General features: G+C 72.3%; 14 protein-coding genes and 1 pseudogene (1 of these 15 running past the window's edge). 2 read left to right on the top strand and 13 right to left on the bottom strand.

Annotation, left to right across the window (positions count from 1 at the left end; genetic code table 11):
• From proC to E0L36_RS24135, 4 genes are all read right to left on the bottom strand, one after another.
• Positions 1 to 121: the beginning of a pyrroline-5-carboxylate reductase gene (proC, locus tag E0L36_RS24150; protein ID WP_180931375.1), read on the bottom strand. It extends 689 nt beyond the left edge of the window; the window shows 121 of its 810 coding nt (coding positions 1-121); the start codon lies at positions 119 to 121; its stop codon lies beyond the left edge, outside the window.
• 113 nt (positions 122 to 234) lie between these two features.
• Positions 235 to 972 carry an ABC transporter permease gene (locus E0L36_RS24145; protein WP_180931374.1) on the bottom strand — a complete coding sequence of 246 codons (738 nt, stop codon included), beginning with the start codon at positions 970 to 972 and terminating at the stop codon, positions 235 to 237.
• 186 nt (positions 973 to 1,158) lie between these two features.
• Positions 1,159 to 2,031: an ABC transporter ATP-binding protein gene (locus E0L36_RS24140; protein WP_374705582.1), complete on the bottom strand. Its 873-nt coding sequence runs from the start codon at positions 2,029 to 2,031 to the stop codon at positions 1,159 to 1,161.
• Positions 2,032 to 2,811: 780 nt separating this feature from the next.
• Positions 2,812 to 3,630, bottom strand: coding sequence for an AraC family transcriptional regulator (locus E0L36_RS24135; RefSeq protein ID WP_180931373.1), 819 nt, complete (start codon positions 3,628 to 3,630; stop codon positions 2,812 to 2,814).
• Positions 3,631 to 3,982: 352 nt separating this feature from the next.
• Here E0L36_RS24135 and E0L36_RS24130 point away from each other — a divergent pair, with 352 nt between their 5' ends.
• Positions 3,983 to 4,435 carry a DUF2000 domain-containing protein gene (locus E0L36_RS24130; protein WP_180931372.1) on the top strand — a complete coding sequence of 151 codons (453 nt, stop codon included), beginning with the start codon at positions 3,983 to 3,985 and terminating at the stop codon, positions 4,433 to 4,435.
• A gap of 308 nt (positions 4,436 to 4,743) precedes the next feature.
• Here the strand turns inward: E0L36_RS24130 and E0L36_RS24125 are convergent, their stop codons facing one another.
• The 8 genes and pseudogenes from E0L36_RS24125 to E0L36_RS24090 all read right to left on the bottom strand — a co-directional run bounded on the left by E0L36_RS24125 (position 4,744) and on the right by E0L36_RS24090 (position 15,293).
• Positions 4,744 to 7,062 (bottom strand): MMPL family transporter, encoded by a 2,319-nt coding sequence (locus tag E0L36_RS24125; protein WP_180931371.1) that lies wholly within the window; start codon positions 7,060 to 7,062, stop codon positions 4,744 to 4,746.
• Between the two features lie 454 nt (positions 7,063 to 7,516).
• A complete protein-coding gene (locus E0L36_RS24120) occupies positions 7,517 to 7,804 on the bottom strand; it encodes a hypothetical protein (RefSeq protein WP_374705581.1) in 288 nt (95 codons plus the stop codon).
• A complete protein-coding gene (locus E0L36_RS24115) occupies positions 7,801 to 8,262 on the bottom strand; it encodes a winged helix-turn-helix domain-containing protein (RefSeq protein ID WP_180931370.1) in 462 nt (153 codons plus the stop codon). The genes E0L36_RS24120 and E0L36_RS24115 overlap by 4 nt, the downstream gene beginning before the upstream one ends.
• A gap of 628 nt (positions 8,263 to 8,890) precedes the next feature.
• The gene (locus tag E0L36_RS24110; protein WP_308416910.1) at positions 8,891 to 9,388 is read right to left on the bottom strand and encodes a hypothetical protein; all 498 of its coding nucleotides are present in this window, start codon (positions 9,386 to 9,388) and stop codon (positions 8,891 to 8,893) included.
• A gap of 253 nt (positions 9,389 to 9,641) precedes the next feature.
• The gene (ilvD, locus tag E0L36_RS24105; protein ID WP_180931369.1) at positions 9,642 to 11,603 is read right to left on the bottom strand and encodes a dihydroxy-acid dehydratase; all 1,962 of its coding nucleotides are present in this window, start codon (positions 11,601 to 11,603) and stop codon (positions 9,642 to 9,644) included.
• A 580-nt stretch (positions 11,604 to 12,183) separates the two neighbouring features.
• Positions 12,184 to 13,011 carry a TetR family transcriptional regulator gene (locus tag E0L36_RS24100; protein WP_180931368.1) on the bottom strand — a complete coding sequence of 276 codons (828 nt, stop codon included), beginning with the start codon at positions 13,009 to 13,011 and terminating at the stop codon, positions 12,184 to 12,186.
• Between the two features lie 461 nt (positions 13,012 to 13,472).
• Positions 13,473 to 14,279: pseudogene (locus E0L36_RS24095) on the bottom strand (sugar phosphate isomerase/epimerase family protein); the annotation flags it as partial.
• Positions 14,280 to 14,342: 63 nt separating this feature from the next.
• The gene (locus E0L36_RS24090) at positions 14,343 to 15,293 is read right to left on the bottom strand and encodes a Ppx/GppA phosphatase family protein (protein WP_180931367.1); all 951 of its coding nucleotides are present in this window, start codon (positions 15,291 to 15,293) and stop codon (positions 14,343 to 14,345) included.
• Positions 15,294 to 15,583: 290 nt separating this feature from the next.
• On the opposite strand from E0L36_RS24090, the gene E0L36_RS24085 reads away from it, so the two are divergent.
• Positions 15,584 to 16,387, top strand: a complete 804-nt coding sequence (locus tag E0L36_RS24085) for a hypothetical protein (protein ID WP_374705590.1) — start codon at positions 15,584 to 15,586, stop codon at positions 16,385 to 16,387.
• Between the two features lie 133 nt (positions 16,388 to 16,520).
• Here E0L36_RS24085 and E0L36_RS24080 read toward each other — a convergent pair whose 3' ends face one another.
• Positions 16,521 to 18,491 carry a sigma-70 family RNA polymerase sigma factor gene (locus E0L36_RS24080; protein ID WP_180931366.1) on the bottom strand — a complete coding sequence of 657 codons (1,971 nt, stop codon included), beginning with the start codon at positions 18,489 to 18,491 and terminating at the stop codon, positions 16,521 to 16,523.
• Between the last annotated feature and the right edge of the window lie 130 nt (positions 18,492 to 18,621).

Genomic DNA, 18,621 nt, shown 5'->3' with positions numbered 1-18,621 from the left:
CGCGCTCCGCGCGGCGGACCGTCACGAGCAGCGCTTCCGGTGTCCACCCGCCGCGGAGCATGCCGGAAAGCAGGGCCTCGCCGATCTTGCCGGCTCCGAGGACGGCGACTTTCTGGGTCATGGGTGGGTCACCTCGTACGGTCCGCGTCGATCCTGGGTCACGGGCCACCGGTGGACGGCACCGTGCGTGCACGTGGTCGATGGCGCGGTTCTCATCCTCGCATCGTCGTGTGGTCAGGTCGTCCGGCGGCGGAGTGTTGCCGAGCCCAGCAGGAGGACGAGCAACGCCGACCCGGCGACGACAGCGATGTCGCGGACGAAGTCCCCGGTGGCCTCGGAGTTCCTCAGCACCTCGTTCATACCGTCGACCGCGTAGGACATGGGCAGGACGTTAGAGATCGCCTCCAGGACGGGCTGCATGGCGTCCCTGGGGGCGAAGAGCCCGCACAGCAGGATCTGCGGAAAGATCATCGCTGGCATGAACTGGACCACCTGGAACTCCGAGGCGGCGAAGGCCGAGACGAAGAGGCCGAGCGCGGTGCCGAGCAGCGCGTCCAGCAGGGCGACCAGCAGGAGCAGCCAGGGGGATCCCGCGATGCTGAGGTCCAGCAGCCAGACGGCGACCCCGGTGGCCAGTGACGCCTGAACGACGGAGAGGGCCCCGAACGCCAGCGCGTATCCCATGATCAGGTCGCCCTTGCTCAGGGGCATGGAGAGGAGGCGTTCCAGCGTGCCCGAGGTTCGCTCTCGAAGCGTGGCGATGGAGGTGACCAGGAACATCGTCACCAGCGGAAAGATACCGAGCAGCGAGGCGCCGATACCGTCGAAGGAGCGCCGCTCTGAGTCGAACACGAAGTAGAGCAGAACAAGCAGGAAAACGGGCACCAGGAGTAACAGCGCGATCGTGCGCCGGTCGTGGCTCAGTTGACGGAGCACCCGCCGGGCGGTGGCGAGGGTGCGGGAGAGGGACATGGCTTCGCTGCCTTTCCTGAGGACTCGGGCGGGATGGTGAACGGACACGGAGTGCTTGCTTACGCTCTGGAGCGCTGAGTGCGGGGCGATGGCTCTTGCGGCCAGCCATGCTCACGTGTCGGACACCTCGGGACGCGGTGCATGCCCGACGTGTCCGGCGAGGGGCTTGCCCGGGTTCCGGGCCGGTCAGCTCGGCGGCTGCCCCCCGGCGTCACGGGCACGGGCCTCGTCCACCAGATGCAGGAAGGCGTCCTCGACCGTTTCAGTCCGGGTGTGATCGCACAGACCCTGCGGTGTGCCCGTCGCGAGGAGTACTCCGTCCCGCAGCAAGAGCAAGGACTGACAGCGATCCGCCTCGTCCATGACATGTGACGAGATCAGCAGGGTGGTGCCCCGCTCGGCAGCGAGTCGATGGAAGAGCCCCCACAGGTCGTGCCGCAGCACCGGGTCGAGGCCCACGGTGGGTTCGTCGAGTACCAGCAGTTCGGGGTCGCCGAGCAGTGCCACGGCGAGTGAGACGCGCGAACGCTGGCCGCCGGAGAGGCTTCCGGCGAGCGCGTCGGCGTGCGAGGTCAGGTCCACGTCCACGAGAGCCCGCTCCACCTGGTGGGCCCGGGCCTGCCGGGTCGATCCGGACCGCCCGCGACCGGGGGCCATACCGAGTACGGCCGCGTAGTAGTCGAGATTCTGGCGCGCGGTCAGGTCGTCGTAGACCGAGGGGGACTGCGTGACGTAGCCGACTCGGGCGCGGAGCGAGGGCGATCCCGCCGGGTGACCGAGAACGTCCAACGTGCCGGTGACCCTGGCCTGCGTGCCGACGATCGCCCGCATCAGCGTGGACTTACCGCAGCCGGAGGGGCCGAGCAGGCCCGTGACAGTGCCCGGGGCCACCTCGAAGGAGAGGTCGTTCAGCACACGGCGATCTCCCCGAGCGACGTTGATCCCTACCGCCCGGACGGCCGGTTCACCCCCGGCGACCAGCTGATTCCCGCTCTGCTCCGCCCACGATGGAGAGGTCTCCGAGGCGGCGGGTGGGCGTGCCTGCTTTTTATTCATCATGCGTTGAATTATGGGTCGCCCCTGACTGGCCGTCAAGCAGCGCCCCTCGGCGGGGCGCTCGCGAGGCGCGGGTGTTCACCCGGCATCCAGCCCGGCGACCGGTCGCCACCGGGCACGATGGCGACTCCGTGAGGGGGCCAACTTCCCTAGGAACAGCCGGAGTTCGCGTGTCTCACTGAGGGCGGGGCGGGGTTACGGACTGTGCTCGACACCGTGCCGGGGCTCGGTTCGGCCATTCCGGTGTCCTGGTCAAGGGCGGTTTCTCAAGTGAGGCCGACCATCCGGCGTGGCGGTGGGGGCGAGGGCGGGAGAACGGACTTGATGCGACCCCACGCACCGTTCCTTCGCCCGGCAGGACCCTGCCCGGCCGCGCTCGGCACGTCGGGGGGAAACATCCACACAGCTGGAACGTCCGGACGTCCCCGAACCGGAAATCTCACTCTTGCCGGGGGTGTCACAAGGGGCCGGGAAGCTGTCGCGAAACGCCCCCACCGTCCACGAGGACCGCTGAAGGCAGAGGTCACAGCGATGGAACCCCGGCGTCGATCAGGCGTCAACACGCAATGTGGAACGGGTAATTCCACAGCTTCCCGCATGACGGGACGCGTCGGCTTCACCAAGACTGCCGAGCGTTCGGCGAGAGGTGTCTCGCGGGTGCTCAAACAGAGGGAGGTGAGGACAGTGCGGGGTGAACGCTTCCGGTTCCTGTCCTGTCGGCCGACCCACACTGGTCTGCCGGCTCTACTCGCGATCGGCGGAGCCTGCCGACGGCAGCGGCGCTCACAGGCGGTTCACACGCGAGGTTCGGGAGGACCGGGCGTAACGGCCGGGAGTCGTGCCCACCAGTCGCTTGAAGTGACGGGTGAGGTGGGGCTGGTCGTAGAAACCGGTGTGGGCGGCTACCGCCTGCGGCGGCCAGTCCGCGAGGAGCAGCCGACGCGCCAGGTCCACACGACGAGCGATCAGGTACTGGTGCGGAGCGATACCGAAGGCCGAGCTGAACGCCCGGATGAGGTGGGTCGGATGGGCGCGCACAACCCGGGCGGCCTCCTCCAGCGACACGCTGTCCGGCAGACGGGCGTCGAGCAGATCCCGGAAGCGATGAGCGACGGTGACCTCCAGGGGCGGGCGCTCGATGGTCGCCCGGGGACGCAGGTGTTCGCGCAACCGCTGGTTGATCAGCACCAGTCGGCTCGCGGCCTCCAGTTCGTCACCAGGGCTCGCGAGGGCCTGGTGCAGTCGCCCGACGCGAATCCGCAGCCCGGGGTCGGTGAGTTCCGGACGGTCAACCGCCGCCCCGATGAAGGTCTCGTCCAGTTGGCTCGTGTCGAGGTAGAGCACGCGCTTGCGAAAGCCGTGCGGCGTGGCCGGCGAGCCGTTGTGCGGTACCTGCGGCGGCAACAGCGTCACTGTGTGGTGCGGGGCGCCGTGCTGGTGGCGGTCCAGGTCGTAGCGGACCGCGCCGTCGTCCACCGTCAACAGCGTCCAGGCGTCATGGACATGCATCGGGTAGCGATGCTCGGTGAACCGGGCGTGGAAGACCTCGACGACACCCGCTACGGCGGGGTGCCAGGCGGAGACCTCCTGCTGGGACACCATGCAAGGAACGTACAAGACCGCGCGGGTACGGGCGGCGCAGTCTCGGAGCATGAGAGAACAGCACGCGCCCAGGGCCGTCCGAGTCGACGCCGCCCCCGAGACGAGGAGCATGACGAGCGTGGCGGACGCGCGACCGAGCCCCATCAGCCCCGACGTGGAACGTGGGCCACGGCCCGAAACGAAGCCAGAAAAACCGGCAGCCTGGTCCACGACCTCCGAAGGAGCCTCGGGCGGCTCCGGGCCCAAGGCGGGAGGTGCTGGCGGAACGGGGACGTGCCCGGAAGAAGGCGCACGATCGACCGGCCTGGCCGCGGGTCACGAGGCGGGGGTGAGCGACGCTCCGTCAGGCTCAGTGGGCGACGGTGGGACCGAGCGGCGTCCGGTCGGTTCGCGGATACGTTTCGATACCAAGATCGCGGTTCTGCTCCGTGCCGACCTGAAGCCCTGGCAGCGACTGAACGTGACCGCCTTCCTGGTCAGCGGGCTGGGGGCGACGATCCCCGAAGTGATCGGCGAGCCGTACGTGGACGCCGACGGCGTCCCGTATCTGCCGATGTTCCGCCAGCCAGTGCTCGTGTTCGAGGGCTCGAAGGAAACGCTGGCCCGTGCGCACGGCAGGGTGCTCTCCCGGGGGCTGCCGAGATCGGTGTTCACCTCGGACCTCTTCACTACCGGCAACGACCTGGACAACCGCGCCACGGTACGGGGCACCACATCAGCCCAGCTCGACCTCGTCGGAATCGCCGTGTACGGCCCACGCAACGCGGTGGACAAGGTCCTCAAGGGGGCCCGACCGCACCCCTGATCAGCCCCGTACGCCCGGGGCGCGCGACGGACCAGACTCCACCGAGCCCGCGCGGACCCCTCCGGCGGTCCGGTCGTCAGTCCACCCGCCCGGCCGGGATCTGGCGGCGGTGCCCGAAGCCGACACCCCGGTCACACGCTCCACGCCCGGCTGCCCCGGGTCGCGGAAGCGTCGGGTGGGTGCCCAGTCGTGGAACGACGAGGGGGCCGGGCCGGATCCCCGTCGGAATCCGGCCCGGCCCGTGGCCCTCACGGCTGCTGTCGGTCGGTTCCCTCGCCGTCAGTGCCGTTCAGCGCCTCGCCGGCCGCTCAGAGCCTGGCCGGGTTCCGCTGCCCCGGGGCGTCCGGAGCGGCGTCCGCCGCGGCTCCGTTCACCCCCGATTCGCCACCTTCCGGAGCGGACGCGTCCCCGGAACCCGAACGGTGAACCCGCCGGGCGAGCGCTCCCGGCCACCACACGTGGCGGCCGATGTCCAGCGCGAGTGCCGGTACCAGCACGGTGCGCACGAGGAAGGTGTCCAGCAGCACCCCGACCCCGATCAGCACTCCAAGCTGCGCCATGGTCACCAGCGGGAGGGTGGCGAAGACGGCGAAGGTGGCCGCCAGCACCACTCCGGCCGAGGTGATGACACCGCCGGTGGCGGTGAGCCCGTGGAGCACCCCCGCGGCGTGCCCCCGGCGCGCGGCCTCCTCGCGGACCCTCGTCATCAGGAAGATGTTGTAGTCGATGCCCAGCGCGACGAGGAAGACGAAGCCCATCAGGGGGATCGACCAGTCCATGGCGGCGAACCCGAAGACGTGCTCGAAGAGCAGGTGGGAGGCGCCAAGCGCGCCACAGTAGGACAGCACCACGGTGGCGAGCAGCACCAGTGGCGCGACCAGCGAGCGCAGCAGGGCGACCAGCACGAGCAGGACGACGAGCAGGACGATCGGGATGACGGTCGTCAGGTCTCGGTCGGCGGCGCGCTGGGTGTCCAATGCCTCCGCCGTGGTGCCACCGACCAGCGCCTCCGCTCCGTCGACCGCGTGTACGGCGGTGCGCAGTCGCTCGACCGCGTCCTTGGCCGCGTCGCTGTCCGGTGCGTCCGTCAGCACCACCGAAACGGTGCTCAGCTCACCGTCGTCGGTGCGGTCCTCGGCCTTCGCGGACTCCACCCCCTCGACGCCGGAGGCGGCGGCGATCACGGCCTTCCGGTGTTCGGAACGGGTGACGACGGTGGCCGGGTCGGACGAGCCCGAGGGGTAGTGCTCCGAGATGTGCTGCTGCGCCACCACGGATTCCGGCTTCTCCTGGAACATCTCCTCCTGGGTCAGCCCCAGCGAGATTCCCGTGGAGCTCAGGGCCAGCAGGGCGGTGACCCCGATCGACAGCAGCCAGGCCCAGCGGGGGCGACGGGCGATCAACCGACCGATGCGGAACCACACCCCCTCCACTCCGCCGGGTCGGCGGAACCCGTCCGCCGCGGGTGTCGACCGCGTGTCCGAGATGCCCGCGGAATTGGGGAGACCTCCCCTGACGGAACCGGGGGCGGGGGCGCCCGCACGCACGGTGTCCGGGGCGACGAACTCCTCAGAGGTGGCGGCCGCTACGCGCGGGATGAACGGCCAGAAGGTCCAGCGGCCCGCGATGACGAGCAGCGCGGGGAGCACGGTGACCATCGCGAGAAAGGCGCAGGCCACGCCAAGTGCCCCCACCAGCCCGAGGGAACGGGAGGAGTTGATGTCCGCGAAGGCGAGGCAGGCGAGTCCGACCACCACCGTCCCGGCGGACGCCAGAATCGCCGGGCCCGCGTGGCGCAGCGCCAGCCGCATCGCGCGGTGCCGGTCCTCGTGCCGGTACAACTCCTCGCGGTACCGAGCGATGAGCAGCAGCGCGTAGTCCGTCCCCACGCCGAAGACGAGCACCATCAGGATGCCCGCGCTCTGCGGGTCGACGGGCAGCCCGCCGTACTCGGCCGCGAGGTAGGTGGCCGCCTGGGTCAGCACGGCCGCGAAGCCGACCGCGAGCAGCGGGAACAGCCACAGCACCGGGCTGCGGTAGGTCAGGAGAAGCAGAATGGTGACGACGGTGCCGGTGGCGAGCATCAGCGTGCCGTCCAGGGAGTCGAAGACCTCGACGGAGTCCAGCAGCGAACTGGCGGGACCGCCCACCTCCGCGCTCAGACCGGGTGGCGCGTTGGCACCGGCCACGTCGCGAAGCTCGTTCACCTTGTCCATGATCGAGTCTTCCGCGTTGAGCGGGATGACGACCATGAGCGCCTTGCCGTCCTGCGACGGAAGTGGGCCGCTCAGCTTCTCGCCGTCGGCGAGAAGTGGGGCGAACTTCTCGGCGTCGGCGCGTGCGGAGGCGGTGTCCGCCGAGGTGGTCTTCCCGTCCCGGGCGTAGACGATGACCGCGGGCATGATCTCGTCATCGCCGCGGAACCTCTCGAGTTCGGTGTTGACCTGAGCGGACTCGGCTCCGCGCGGCAGGAAGGCGTTGGCGCTGGTGTCCTCGACCTCGCCCAGCTTCCCCGCGAGGGGCCCCAAGGCGACGAGGACTATCAGCCAGACTCCGAGGGCCAGCCACTTGGTACGGCGGCCGCCTGGCGCGGTGGCCAGCCGCCGCGCGGCACTACGGGCAGACATGGGTACGCTCCCTTGTGGTGTGAGTGTGAGTGCTGCGATGGGCTCGCTGTCACGGACTGCTCGCGCCGTACGGCCGGGAGTTGCCGCTCCCGGCCGTACACATCGGAACAGCCGTACGGATCATGTGGGTTGAGCAGGCGGCCCCGGGCTCGCGGCGCGGTACGGGGCACGCTGTGGGGTGGTCAGCGCCGAGGGCGCGGACGGACGGCGATCAGTCGATGGTGGACGGCCGTCCGCTGTGGGGTCGTTCGGGTGTCCGCGACGAGACGGGATGTCGCCGGCGACGGAGGTGCTACCGCCCGGGCTGAGGGACCACGCCCTCAGAAGACCGTCGAACGGACTCAGGCCGTGTGTCCGGGGTGCGCGACCGGTCGGCGCCGGTTGTCGCGGTGTCCGTATCGGGCAGGGCCATGCCCACGACGGACGAGGGGAGACGAGTCGCCGTCACGACCAGCTACTCGATCTCTCGCATCATCTTCTCCATCGAGGCCACAGCCTTGCGTGACTCGGTCAGTTCCTCGACGGTACGGCGCTGAAGCTCCACGTTGTCCTCCAGCAGCGAGGCGTAGCGCTGAGCCAGCTCCTTGTACTTCTCCTCGCGGGCCGCCAGCATCCGCGCTCGCCAGGTGGCGGCGATCTGCCAGACGACCACGATCATCAGGACGAAGACCCCGGCCGTTCCGATACCGGCGGCCCATACCCCCGCCGGGTCGGCGGCCCCGATCATCAGCTCCTCGTTCACTTCGCTTCCTCTTTCTCCGGCAGATGCTCCCGGGTCTTCTCCGGAGCCGCGTCCGGCGTCAGCTCGTTCGTCGTCCCGGCGGTGCGTGCCGGGAGTTCGGGCGCCTGGGCTGTGGGAGCGGGATCAGCGTCGTCCGTGGACGTGCCGTCGCTCAGCGACCGGGCGGCTCCCGCGATCGACTCCGGCGTCAACTCATAAGCAAAGGGGGTCACTTCGTAGAACTTCATGGCCTTTCCACCGTCCGAAACCTCCAGCGTTCCGACGATGAGCCCGGCGGCCTCCAACCGCTGAAGGTGCATGTGCAACAGCGGTCGGCTCATGCCGATCTCCCGGGCGAGCCTGCTGACGTAATCGCGCCCCTCGACCAGCGCCGCAACGATCCGCATCCGGTGTGGGTTGCCGAGTGCCGCGAGGATCTTCAGTAGCTCGTCCCCCGTCGAGGTCTCGACCGTGCTCATCGTGACCCCCTCTCCTTCGGTGTGTAAGAGAAAGCTGACACGTCCCGAGGAGACGTGTCAAAGAAACCTGACACATATCAGGGTTCCCTAAGGGGCAGCCCGGACACCACTCGGGGGTTCCCCGGGGCAGCTACCCGGGCCCGGTTTCCCGGCCCGGACCGGTTGCCAGAAGTGCCTTCCAGGGCTGGTTCCAGCAGCTGGGGCAGGGACCGGCGCGCGGGCCGCCTCGGGGCGCGTTCGGGCCCCCAAGGGTGCATCCAGGAGTCATCCAGGTCTGGGGCCATCCAGGCCTGGGGCCATCGGGTCCGGGATCGTCCGGAACCTCGGGGTGGAGCGCCAACAGGGCCTCAACGCCTGAGGGCGCTGGAACACGCTCGGACGGGGCAGGGGGTGGGGGCGGGGGGCGGAACAGGGCGCCGGTCGGGTTCTCCGGGCCCGGCCAGGTACGACCGGGGCCACGTACAGCCGGGGCACAGCGCCGCCGGGCCCGGCCCACGACTGTGGCAGGACACGACCGTGGCAGGCACAACCGAGGCAGGGTGCGGCCGGGGCGGGTGGGCCCGAAGCGCGGTGGGGCCGGGCAGGGCACGAGCGGGGCAGGTTGTGGGGCCGGGGCGGGTGGGACGGTTCAGCTCTTCCGGCGTGGGGCGCGACGCCTGGCAGCGGGGTTGCCCGTACGGCTGGTGCGGCGCCGCGTCGCGCGCTCCAGCGCCTGCTCGTACTCGGCCCGGCGCAGCTTCTCCCCCGGCGCCTCCACGAGGGTACGCAGCGCGTAAGCGAGCAGCACTCCGATGAAGCCGATCGCCTTGACGCTCCGGAGCGAGCCGTCCGGCCCCGGTGACGCGTCGTCCTCCGGGGCCCGGGTGTAGGTGGCGAGGGTGCGGGAGAAGGCCATCGAGCTACAGAGCGCGAAGGCGACCACGATCAGGACGTTCACCCAGCCACCGACCTCGGCGATGGTCAGCCCCTCGTAGGCGAGCCGTAGGAGCACGGCGCCGAGCGCGGCGGACAGCACCGAGCCCACGCCGAGTCCGATACGCCGTAGCGCGTAACCACCGGAGTGACCGACCCAGGTGGTGCCGTAAAAGCGGATCGGCTCGGGGGTGGGCTCGTCACTGGTTCGCACACCACCGATTATGTCCCGCTCCACACCAGGCGGGCAGACAGGTACGTCCTACTCGCACGGTCCGAACCGGCGGAGTGCCGGTTTCCGGCCACCCGCGTATCCCGTGTGTCCCGTGCAGGTCTCGCATCCCGCGTATCCCGTGCACCCCTTGCCTCCCGTGTGTCACGCCGCAGCCTCGGACTGGACGGGGTGGGGCACACGGGCGGAGGGGCGGGCCAGTCGGATCGCGCTGGGCGGTGCCGAACGGGCGGGGTCAGCCGCCGATCTGCGAGACGTCCCGCACCGCGCCCCGGTCGGCACTGGTCGCCATCGCCGCGTACGCGCGCAGCGCGGCGGACACCTTGCGCTGGCGGTCCCGCGGCGCGTACCGGCCACCGAGGGCCTCCCGCCGCGCGGCCAACTCCTCTTCCGAGACCCGCAGTTCGATGGTGCGGTGGGGGATGTCGATGGTGATCTGGTCCCCGTCCTCGACGAGCGCGATCGTGCCGCCGGAGGCTGCCTCCGGCGAGGCGTGCCCGATCGAGAGCCCCGAGGTGCCGCCGGAGAACCGTCCGTCGGTGATCAGCGCGCACGCCTTGCCGAGGCCCCGGCCCTTGAGGAACGAGGTCGGGTACAGCATCTCCTGCATACCGGGGCCGCCCTTCGGGCCCTCGTAGCGGATGACGACCACGTCGCCCTCCGTGACCTCCTTGGCGAGGATGCGCTGGACTGCCTCGTCCTGCGACTCGCAGACGACGGCTGGGCCGGTGAAGGTGAGGATCGACTCGTCGACCCCGGCGGTCTTCACCACGCAGCCGTTCTCCGCGAGGTTGCCGTACAGCACGGCGAGGCCGCCCTCGCGCGAGTAGGCGTGCGCGATGTCCCGGATGCAGCCGTTCGCCGCGTCGGTGTCCAGCGACTCCCAGCGCTCCGACTGGGAGAACGCCTCGGCCGACCGCACACAGCCCGGGGCGGCGTAGAACAGCTCGATGGCCTCGTCGGAGAGCCCCCCGTCCCGCGCCTCCGAACCGCTCCCCTCACCGGAGTCGGAGACCGGAGCCGTGGTCGTGGCTTCGCCGCGGATGTCCCTCCCACCCGTCTCCCGGGCGCCGCCCCTCACCGCCGGGGCTTCGCCACGGATGTCCCAGTTCTTGAGCCAGGTGGCGAGGGTGGGGGAGTGGACGGTGTGCACGTCCTCGTTGAGCAGCCCGGCGCGGTGCAGCTCGCCCAGGATCGCGGGGATGCCGCCCGCGCGGTGCACGTCCTCCATGTAGTACGTGCCGTTGGGCGCGACCTTGGTCAGGCAGGGCAGCCGCCGCGACAGGGCGTCGATGTCGGCCATGGTGAAGTCGACTCCCGCCTCCTCGGCCGCCGCCAGCAGGTGCAGGATGGTGTTGGTCGACCCGCCCATCGCGATGTCCAGCGCCATCGCGTTCTCGAAGGCGGCGCGGTTCGCGATCGTGCGGGGCAGGGCCGTCTCGTCGTCCTGGTCGTAGTACCGCTGGGCGAGTTCCACGACGGTGCGGCCCGCGTCCTCGTACAGCCTGCGGCGGGCGGTGTGGGTGGCGAGCACCGAGCCGTTGCCGGGCAGGGCGAGGCCGATCGCCTCGGTCAGGCAGTTCATCGAGTTCGCGGTGAACATGCCCGAGCAGGAGCCGCAGGTGGGGCAGGCGTTGTCCTCGATACGCCGGAGGTCCTCGTCGCTGACGCTCTCGTTGGCCGACTCGGCGATGGCGGTGATCAGGTCGAGCTTGCGGACCGCGCCGTCCACCAGGGTCGCGGTGCCCGACTCCATCGGGCCGCCGGAGACGAAGACGGTGGGGATGTTGAGCCGCATCGCCGCCATCAGCATCCCGGGCGTGATCTTGTCGCAGTTGGAGACGCAGATCAGGGCGTCGGCGCAGTGCGCTTCCGTCATGTACTCGACGGAGTCCGCGATCAGGTCGCGGGAGGGCAGCGAGTACAGCATCCCGCCGTGCCCCATCGCGATGCCGTCATCCACCGCGATGGTGTTGAACTCACGGGGGATCCCGCCCGCCGCCTTGACGGCCTCGCTGACGATGCGACCCACCGGCTGAAGGTGGGTGTGCCCGGGCACGAACTCGGTGAAGCTGTTGGCCACCGCGACGATCGGCTTGCCGAAGTCCTCCCGCGCTACCCCCGAGGCCTGCATGAGGGCTCGCGCGCCCGCCATGTTGCGGCCGTGGGTGACGGTTCGGGACCTCAGCTCGGGCATGGCGGCCTCTCCCTCGTGACGCGTGCTGCCGGATCGGGCGACGGACGTACGGGACGGACGCCCCGTCGCGCGAACCCGGCGATTCGTACGGTTCCGCTGGCGAGCGTACGCCCACCGACCAAGATCCGGACACCCGGTTCGTATCGTGGACGCGCTCGTCGAGGGAGTCGGGACCGGGTCCGGTCCGGCCGGTGCGGGACCGAGTTCGAGCCGGGACCGAGCTGGTCCGAGCTGGTCCGAGCCGGTCCGAGCTGAGTCCGAACCGGTCCGAGCTGGGTCCAGGTGGGACAGGTCGCAGCGGTTCGGTGACCGGACTCCTCCGCACGGTGATCGAGGTTGACCCGCTCTGCCCGGCCCCGAGCCCGAGGACGCGGTCGGGAACGAGGACGCGGTCGGGAACGAGGCGAGTGGGTTCCGGTCCGGGGTGGGGATCCGGACCGAAGCCAGGCCGGATCGGGGTGGTCGGGTCCGCGGGCGAGCCCGGAGGCTGGGATCCGCCCATCCGACACGGGTCCTCCGGACACGGCCGGGCCGTCCGGGGGGCCGTCCGGTCACCGGCCCGCTCGTCAGTGTGCCCGGGTCACGGGGGCGAGTCCCACTCGCCGGTGAGGTGCCGGTCGACGATGGGAGCGAGCCGTTCGACCACGACCTCGACCGGCTCGGAGGCCAAGGGCTCCAGCTTGATCACGTAGCGCAGCAGCGCGGCCCCCACGAGCTGGGCCACCGCCAGCTCCACCCGCAACTCCCGATTGACCAGCCCCAGTTCGTGCGCGACCCGGGTCAGTAGGTTCCGGGTGACCATCTGACGGAAGATGGTCGCCGCGGTGTCGTTGTTGAGCGCTGAGCGGAGAATCGCGACCAGTGGCTCCCGGGTCTCCGGGGCCTCCCAGATGTCGAACATGGTCCGGGCGATCCGCTCGCCCAGCTGTTCCCTGGGACCGTCCGAGATCACGTTGGGCAGCACGAACACCGGGGTCATACCGCCGACGACGGCGGCGGCGAAAACCTGTTCCTTGTTGCCGAAGTAGTGGTGGACCAGCGCCGGATCCACCCCGGCGCCCCGGGCGATCCCCCTGATCGAGGCACGGTCGTAGCCGCGCTCCGCGAACTCGCTGCGGGCCGAGGCGAGGATCCGCTCCCGCGTGCCGGGCCCGTCGTCCGCGCTCCCCCGCGCCGGGCGCCCCCGTCCGCGCCGGCGCGGCGCGGCCTCGGCGGCCTGCCCGCCCCCGGCCGCCCCGCTGGAGACCGCCAAGTCACCAGCGGACGTCGAATCAGCGCCGGAGGCCGGGGCGCCGACGGAGGCTGAGGGGTGGGCGCCGGTGTCCGCATCGCGGCGCGTGTCCCCGGTGCCGGAGGCGGGCTCGACGGGCTGGGCTCCGGTCCCTTTCGGGCTGCCGGACGAGGTCATCGCTTCCCTCCGCGCCGGGCCCTTCCGGCGCGGCGCCCCGGGAGCCGGGGAGCACGTCGTCCGCGAGGGCCGTGGTCTCGCGGGCCGTCAACCGCGTCCCGCCGGTCACCCGCGTCTCGTCCCTCGTCCGGGTGTCGTTCCTCGTCCGCGTCTCGTCCCTCGTCCGGGGCTGTGCCCGGACCCTCGGTCGACCCCTTATCCAGCCGGTGGCCAGCCCGCTCACCGGGCCCCGCCTCCGGATCCGTCTCCGAGCCCGCCTCCGGACCCGCCTCCGCGCGGTCACCGGACGGCTCCCGGTCGCTGGAGGGCGCCGCGACGGCGTCGGCCCCAGGGGCGTCCGCCGAGGGGCCGCTCTCCGGGGCGTCCACCGGAGAGGCGGCGGACCGCGAGGTCTCGGGGCCGCCGCCGGAGGGCGGGGCCGCAGGGCGAACGAGCTGGACGGAGTGCGCGGGGTCGGCGGGGCTCGGGGCCGCGAGGTGCAGCCGGGTGAAGGCCAGGGCCTCCGCGAGGTCCGCCTCCCGCTCGGCCGAGGACATCGCCCGGCGGGTGTTGACCTCCACGACCACGTGACCGTCGAAGCCCCGGGCCGCGAGCAGGCCCAGCAGCTCGGCGCAGGGCTGGCTGCCGCGGCCGGGCACGAGGTGCTCGTCCTTGTTGGAACCGTGTCCGTCGGCGAGGTGCACGTGTCCGAGGCGGTCGCCCATCCGCTCCACCATCGCGAGGGTGTCGCTGCGGGAGGTGGCGGTGTGCGAGAGGTCGATCGTGAAGTGACGGTAGTCGTCGTTCGTGGGGTCCCAGTCAGGCGCGTACGCGAGCATCTCCCGATCGCGGTAGCGCCACGGATACATGTTCTCCACCGCGAACCGCACGTCGGTCTCGCCCGCCATGCGCCACACGCCCCGCACGAACTCCCGGGCGTAGGCGCGCTGCCAGCGGAACGGCGGATGGACGACGACCGTCGAGGCACCCAACCGCTCGGCCGCGGCGCGGGCCCGCTGGAGCTTCACCCAGGGGTCGGTCGACCAGACGCGCTGGGTGATCAGCAGGCACGGCGCGTGTACGGCGAGGATCGGGAGGCCGTGGAAGTCGGACAGGCGCCGCAGCGCCTCCACGTCCTGGCTGACCGGATCCGTCCAGACCATGACCTCGACGCCGTCGTACCCCAGGCGCGCGGCGATCTCGAAGGCCGCCGCCGTGGACTCCGGGTAGACGGAGGCCGTCGACAGGGCCACCTTCGCTCCGGGAACGCGCACCGCTGAGTGGACCACGACAGACAGCGTAGAGGGCACCGGCGGTGCTCCCGGCGGGGCCCCGGGAGCACCGGGGTCGGATCAGGCGAATCGGGGCCGGTCGAGCCGGTCGAGCCGGTCGAGCCGGTCGAGGAGGACGCCCTCCCGCAGCGCCCAGGGGCAGATTTCCAGCTCGTCCACCTGGAAGAGGTCCATCGCCGCCTCCGCCACCAGCGCCCCGGCGAGCAGCTGGCGGGCCCGGCTCTCCGGGACGCCGGGCAGCTCGGCGCGTTCCGCCGCGGTCATGCCCGCCAGATGTGGCAGCTCTTCGGTGAGCGTGGCGCGGCGCAGCCGCCGCCGGACGTACGGGCCCTCGGCCGAACGGGCGGCTCCGGTGATCCGGGCGAGCTGCCGGAACGTCTTGGAGGTGCCGACGACCCGGTCGGGCCTGCCGAGGCGGTGGACCTCCCCCACCACTCGTGCGATCTCGGTCCGCACCCGGCGGCGTAGCGCCCGCACGTCGGTCTGTTCCGGCGGGTCGCCCGGCAGCCAGGCGCCGGTGAGGCGGCCCGCGCCGAGGGGCAGCGAGAGGGCGGTGTCGGGGCGCTCGTCCGGTCCGTGGGCGATCTCCAGGGAGCCGCCGCCGATGTCGAGGAGGAGCAGCCGCCCGGCCGACCAGCCGCACCAGCGGCGGGCGGCGAGGAAGGTGAGGCGTGCCTCGTCCTCCCCGGACAGCACCTCCAGCTTGACTCCGGTGTCCTCGGCGACGCGGGTCAGCACCCGGCCCGCGTTGCCCGCTTCCCGCACGGCGGAGGTGGCGAAGGCGAGCAGGTCCTGGACGCCCTGGTCCTCGGCGACCTCGGCGGCCTCCGCGACGGTGGTGACGAGCCGGGCCACGCCCTCCTCGCTGATCGCGCCGTGCTCGTCGAGCAGTTCGGCGAGTCTGAGGGCCGCCTTGTGGGAGACGGCGGGCAGCGGACGGGTTCCCGGGTGCGCGTCGGCCACGAGAAGGTGGACGGTATTCGAACCCACGTCGAGGACACCGAGTCTCATACACAGCACGCTAGCCGCCCGCGGCCTGCTCCGGGTTCGGTACGCCGCACGCTTACGCTGGGGGCGTGGGTAAGACGAAAGCGGCGAAGCGGCAGAAGCAGGGCGAGATTCCGGCGGCGACCCGGAGTTCCCGACCGGACGGAGCGATCGACGTCGAGCACGGCGAGCACGGCGAGCACGCTGGGGACGCCGGGGACGCGACCGGCGCGGACGACGCCGGGGACGTGACGGACACGGACGACGCCGGGGACAGCGGTGCGGTGGGGGGCGTGGCGGACGCCGTTCCTCCGGTGATCCCGGGGGCTCCGGACTCGGGCGCTCCAGCCGTGCGCCGGGCACCCCGCGCGGAGGAGACCAGCCTGGACGTCCCCCGCGCCTGGGTCGAGTTCCGGGATCCGGCCGACGCGGAGCAGATCTTCCGCTGCGATCTGACGTGGCTCACCTCGCGTTGGAACTGCGTCTTCGGCTCGGGCTGCCAGGGCATCCGCTCCGGCCGCGCCTCGGACGGCTGCTGCACGCTCGGCGCGCACTTCACCGACGAGGAGGACGAGCGGCGGGTGGCCGCGCACGTGGCCCGACTCACCCCCGAGACCTGGCAGTTCCACGACGTCGGGACGACCGGCGGCTGGACGGAGACGGACGAGGACGGCGAACGGCAGACGCGCCGCTGGCGGGGCGCCTGCATCTTCCACAACCGGCCGGGTTTCCCCGGCGGATACGGCTGCGCGCTGCACACCCTGGCCCTCCGGGAGGGCCGGGAGCCGCTGGAGACCAAGCCCGACGTCTGCTGGCAGCTGCCGATCCGCCGCACCTACGAGTGGGTGGACCAGCCGGACGGCGAGCAGGTGCTGTACGTCTCCATCGGGGAGTACGACCGGCGGGGCTGGGGGCCGGGCGGCCACGACCTGCACTGGTGGTGCACCTCCGCGCCGTCGGCGCACGGCGGCGGCAAGCCGGTGTACGAGTCCTACCGGCCCGAGCTCACCGAGCTGATGGGCGAGGCCGCCTACGAGCAGCTCGCGGAGTTGTGCGCGGCGCGCCTGGCGTCCACGCTGCCGCTGCTGGCCCCGCACCCGGCCGACCCCGCCCCCTGAGCGCCACTCCGGAGCACCTGCCTCCGGGGCACCGTCCCGCTGAGCCCCCGTCCCGCTGAGCCCCCGCACCCAGGCGTACGCGCCGGGCGGGGGCTCGGTCGTGCCGGAGGGCGACCCGGACGGGACCGCGGGGTCAGCCGGGGGCGGGGGCCGGGTTGGCGTGCGTGGGGGAGCTGGGCGGGGGCTCGGAGGACGGCGGTTCTGACGGTTCCTGCGGCGGCGGGGAACTGTCCTCGGAGGGCGGCGGCTCCTCGTCGGGCGGGGGTGGGGTGGGCCGCTCCTCCGGGGGCGAGGTCGGCTCCGAGGGAGGGGCCTGCGAACCGGCGCCCCGGCCCCGGACGGTCACCACCGCGCCGGACGGGCCGAGCCGGACGTGTGCCGCCCAGGCGCCGGTGGGCTCCAGCTCCCGGACGAGGGAGACTCGCACGATGGTCGACTCGCCGGCGCCCAACTCCCCGGCGGAGCGGCTGAGTCGCAGCCAGGACGCGTCCGAGACGGCCGACCAGCGCACCGGGCCGCTCCCGGAGGCGGTGAGGGTGATCAGCGTGTCCGGACCGGACTGCCGGGCGTGTACCGAGAGCCGCCCACGGCGGGGTGCGGCGGACCGGTCGGCGTCTCGCGCCTCCCGGCCGTCCACCCGGACGGAGAGGTCGGACTTCTTCCGCTTCCCCGACGCGGAGTCGTCCGCCCGGCCCGCGTTCTCGTAGGGCACGCCGTCCAGATCGGACCGGTCCTCGTGTTCGGAGGCCGAGACCGCTCCGCCGTCCCGCCGCTCCCCCGCGCTGGGACCGCCCCGGTAGGCGGCCCACAGCGCGAGCACCGGGGCGGCGACCACCGCGGCCACGACCGTCGTCGTCACGGCGCGGCTGCGCAGCCGCTCCCGGCGGGCGGCTCGTTCCTTGGCGTCCAGCGGGAAGGCGGACCGGTCGAAGCGCGGGCTGTGCAGGAAGCGGGCGCGGCGCGCCACGGCGAACGCGGCGCGCACCGCCGGACGCGGCGCGTCCAGCACGGCGAGCGCGCCCGTGGTGGGGGCGGTGCCGGGCCAGGCCACCCCGGCCATCGCCCGTTCCGCCGCCCGGCGGCAGGCGGCGCACTCGTCGACGTGCCGCACGAGTTCGCGGCGGAGCGCCGAGCCGAGCAGCAGCCGGTCGTCCCCGGCGAGCGCGGTGACGGCGGGGCAGCCTCCCGACTCCACGACGGTCAGTGCCGCGCGAGTCCGCTCCACCTCGCAGGCGGCACCGGCCAGCAGCGAGGTCGCCAGCTCCGTCGACTGGGACAGCACCGCGGCGACCTCGCGGGAGGACAGGCCGTGGCGGATCGCGAGTTCCAGCGCCTCGCGCTGCTCGGGGGCGGTGCCCGCGGCCTCCGGCCAGGCGAGCGCGGCGAGTTCGGCGCGGCGGCGGGTCCGGTCGGCCTCGGTGAGGTCGGGGGCGGTGGCCGCGCGTCCGGTCCCCTGGCACTCCTCCAGCCGCCGCAGGCAGGTCCATCGGGCCAGGGCGTACAGCCAGGGGCGGTGGAGGTCCGCGTCGCGCGGGACGCGGCCGCGCGCCCGCTGCCGTTCGGCCAGCGCCAGCGCCTCGCCGAGCGCGGTGATCGCGGCCTCGTGTTCGCACATCACCGAGAGGCAGTAGGTGAACAGGCCGTCCAGGACCGGTTCGTAGGGAGACAGAGCCGCGTCGGGCTCGCTCGATCGGGCGGCGTCCGGCCCCTCAGGTCCGCGACAGCCGGATCCGGTGGGCTCGCGGAGTGTCAGCCCGCCGGGGGGCGGCCCGGACGCGCCACCCGGCCGCTTCCGGGCGCTGTGCCGGGCCGTCTGCTCGGACCTCGACGGTTTCCGGGGTTTCGGCGCCCTGCCCTCCTTGCGCGGGCGTTCCGGCGCCTCGGCGGGGGCGGCGGCCGGTCCGGGGTCCGCGTACCGGACCTCGTCCGCGTACCTGGCGTCGTGGGTGGCGCGGGCCTCCCGGGCCCAGCGCGGCCCCTCCGGAAGCGGTTCCCCTCCGGTGACGCCGCTGGTGACGCGGGGGGCGGGCGGGTCCTGGTGGCGCGAGCGAGCGTGCTCGGGTGCGCCGAGGGGGATCCGGGGGTGCTCGCGCCAGGTGCTCATCACCACGCGACGGTAGGCGTCTGACGCCAGTTCCCCCGCGTCTCCAGGACATCTTTAATCCATACGTGTGACTCGTGCGACTTGCGGTGGCAACGAACCGATATGCCCCGTCCGCCGGGAGCCGCCCCGT

The sequence above is a fragment of the Streptomyces sp. AJS327 genome (assembly GCF_013450295.1).
GTDB lineage: Bacteria > Actinomycetota > Actinomycetes > Streptomycetales > Streptomycetaceae > Streptomyces.
Note: the sequence above shows the minus strand (reverse complement) of the source record. Positions and strands in the feature narration are given on the sequence as shown.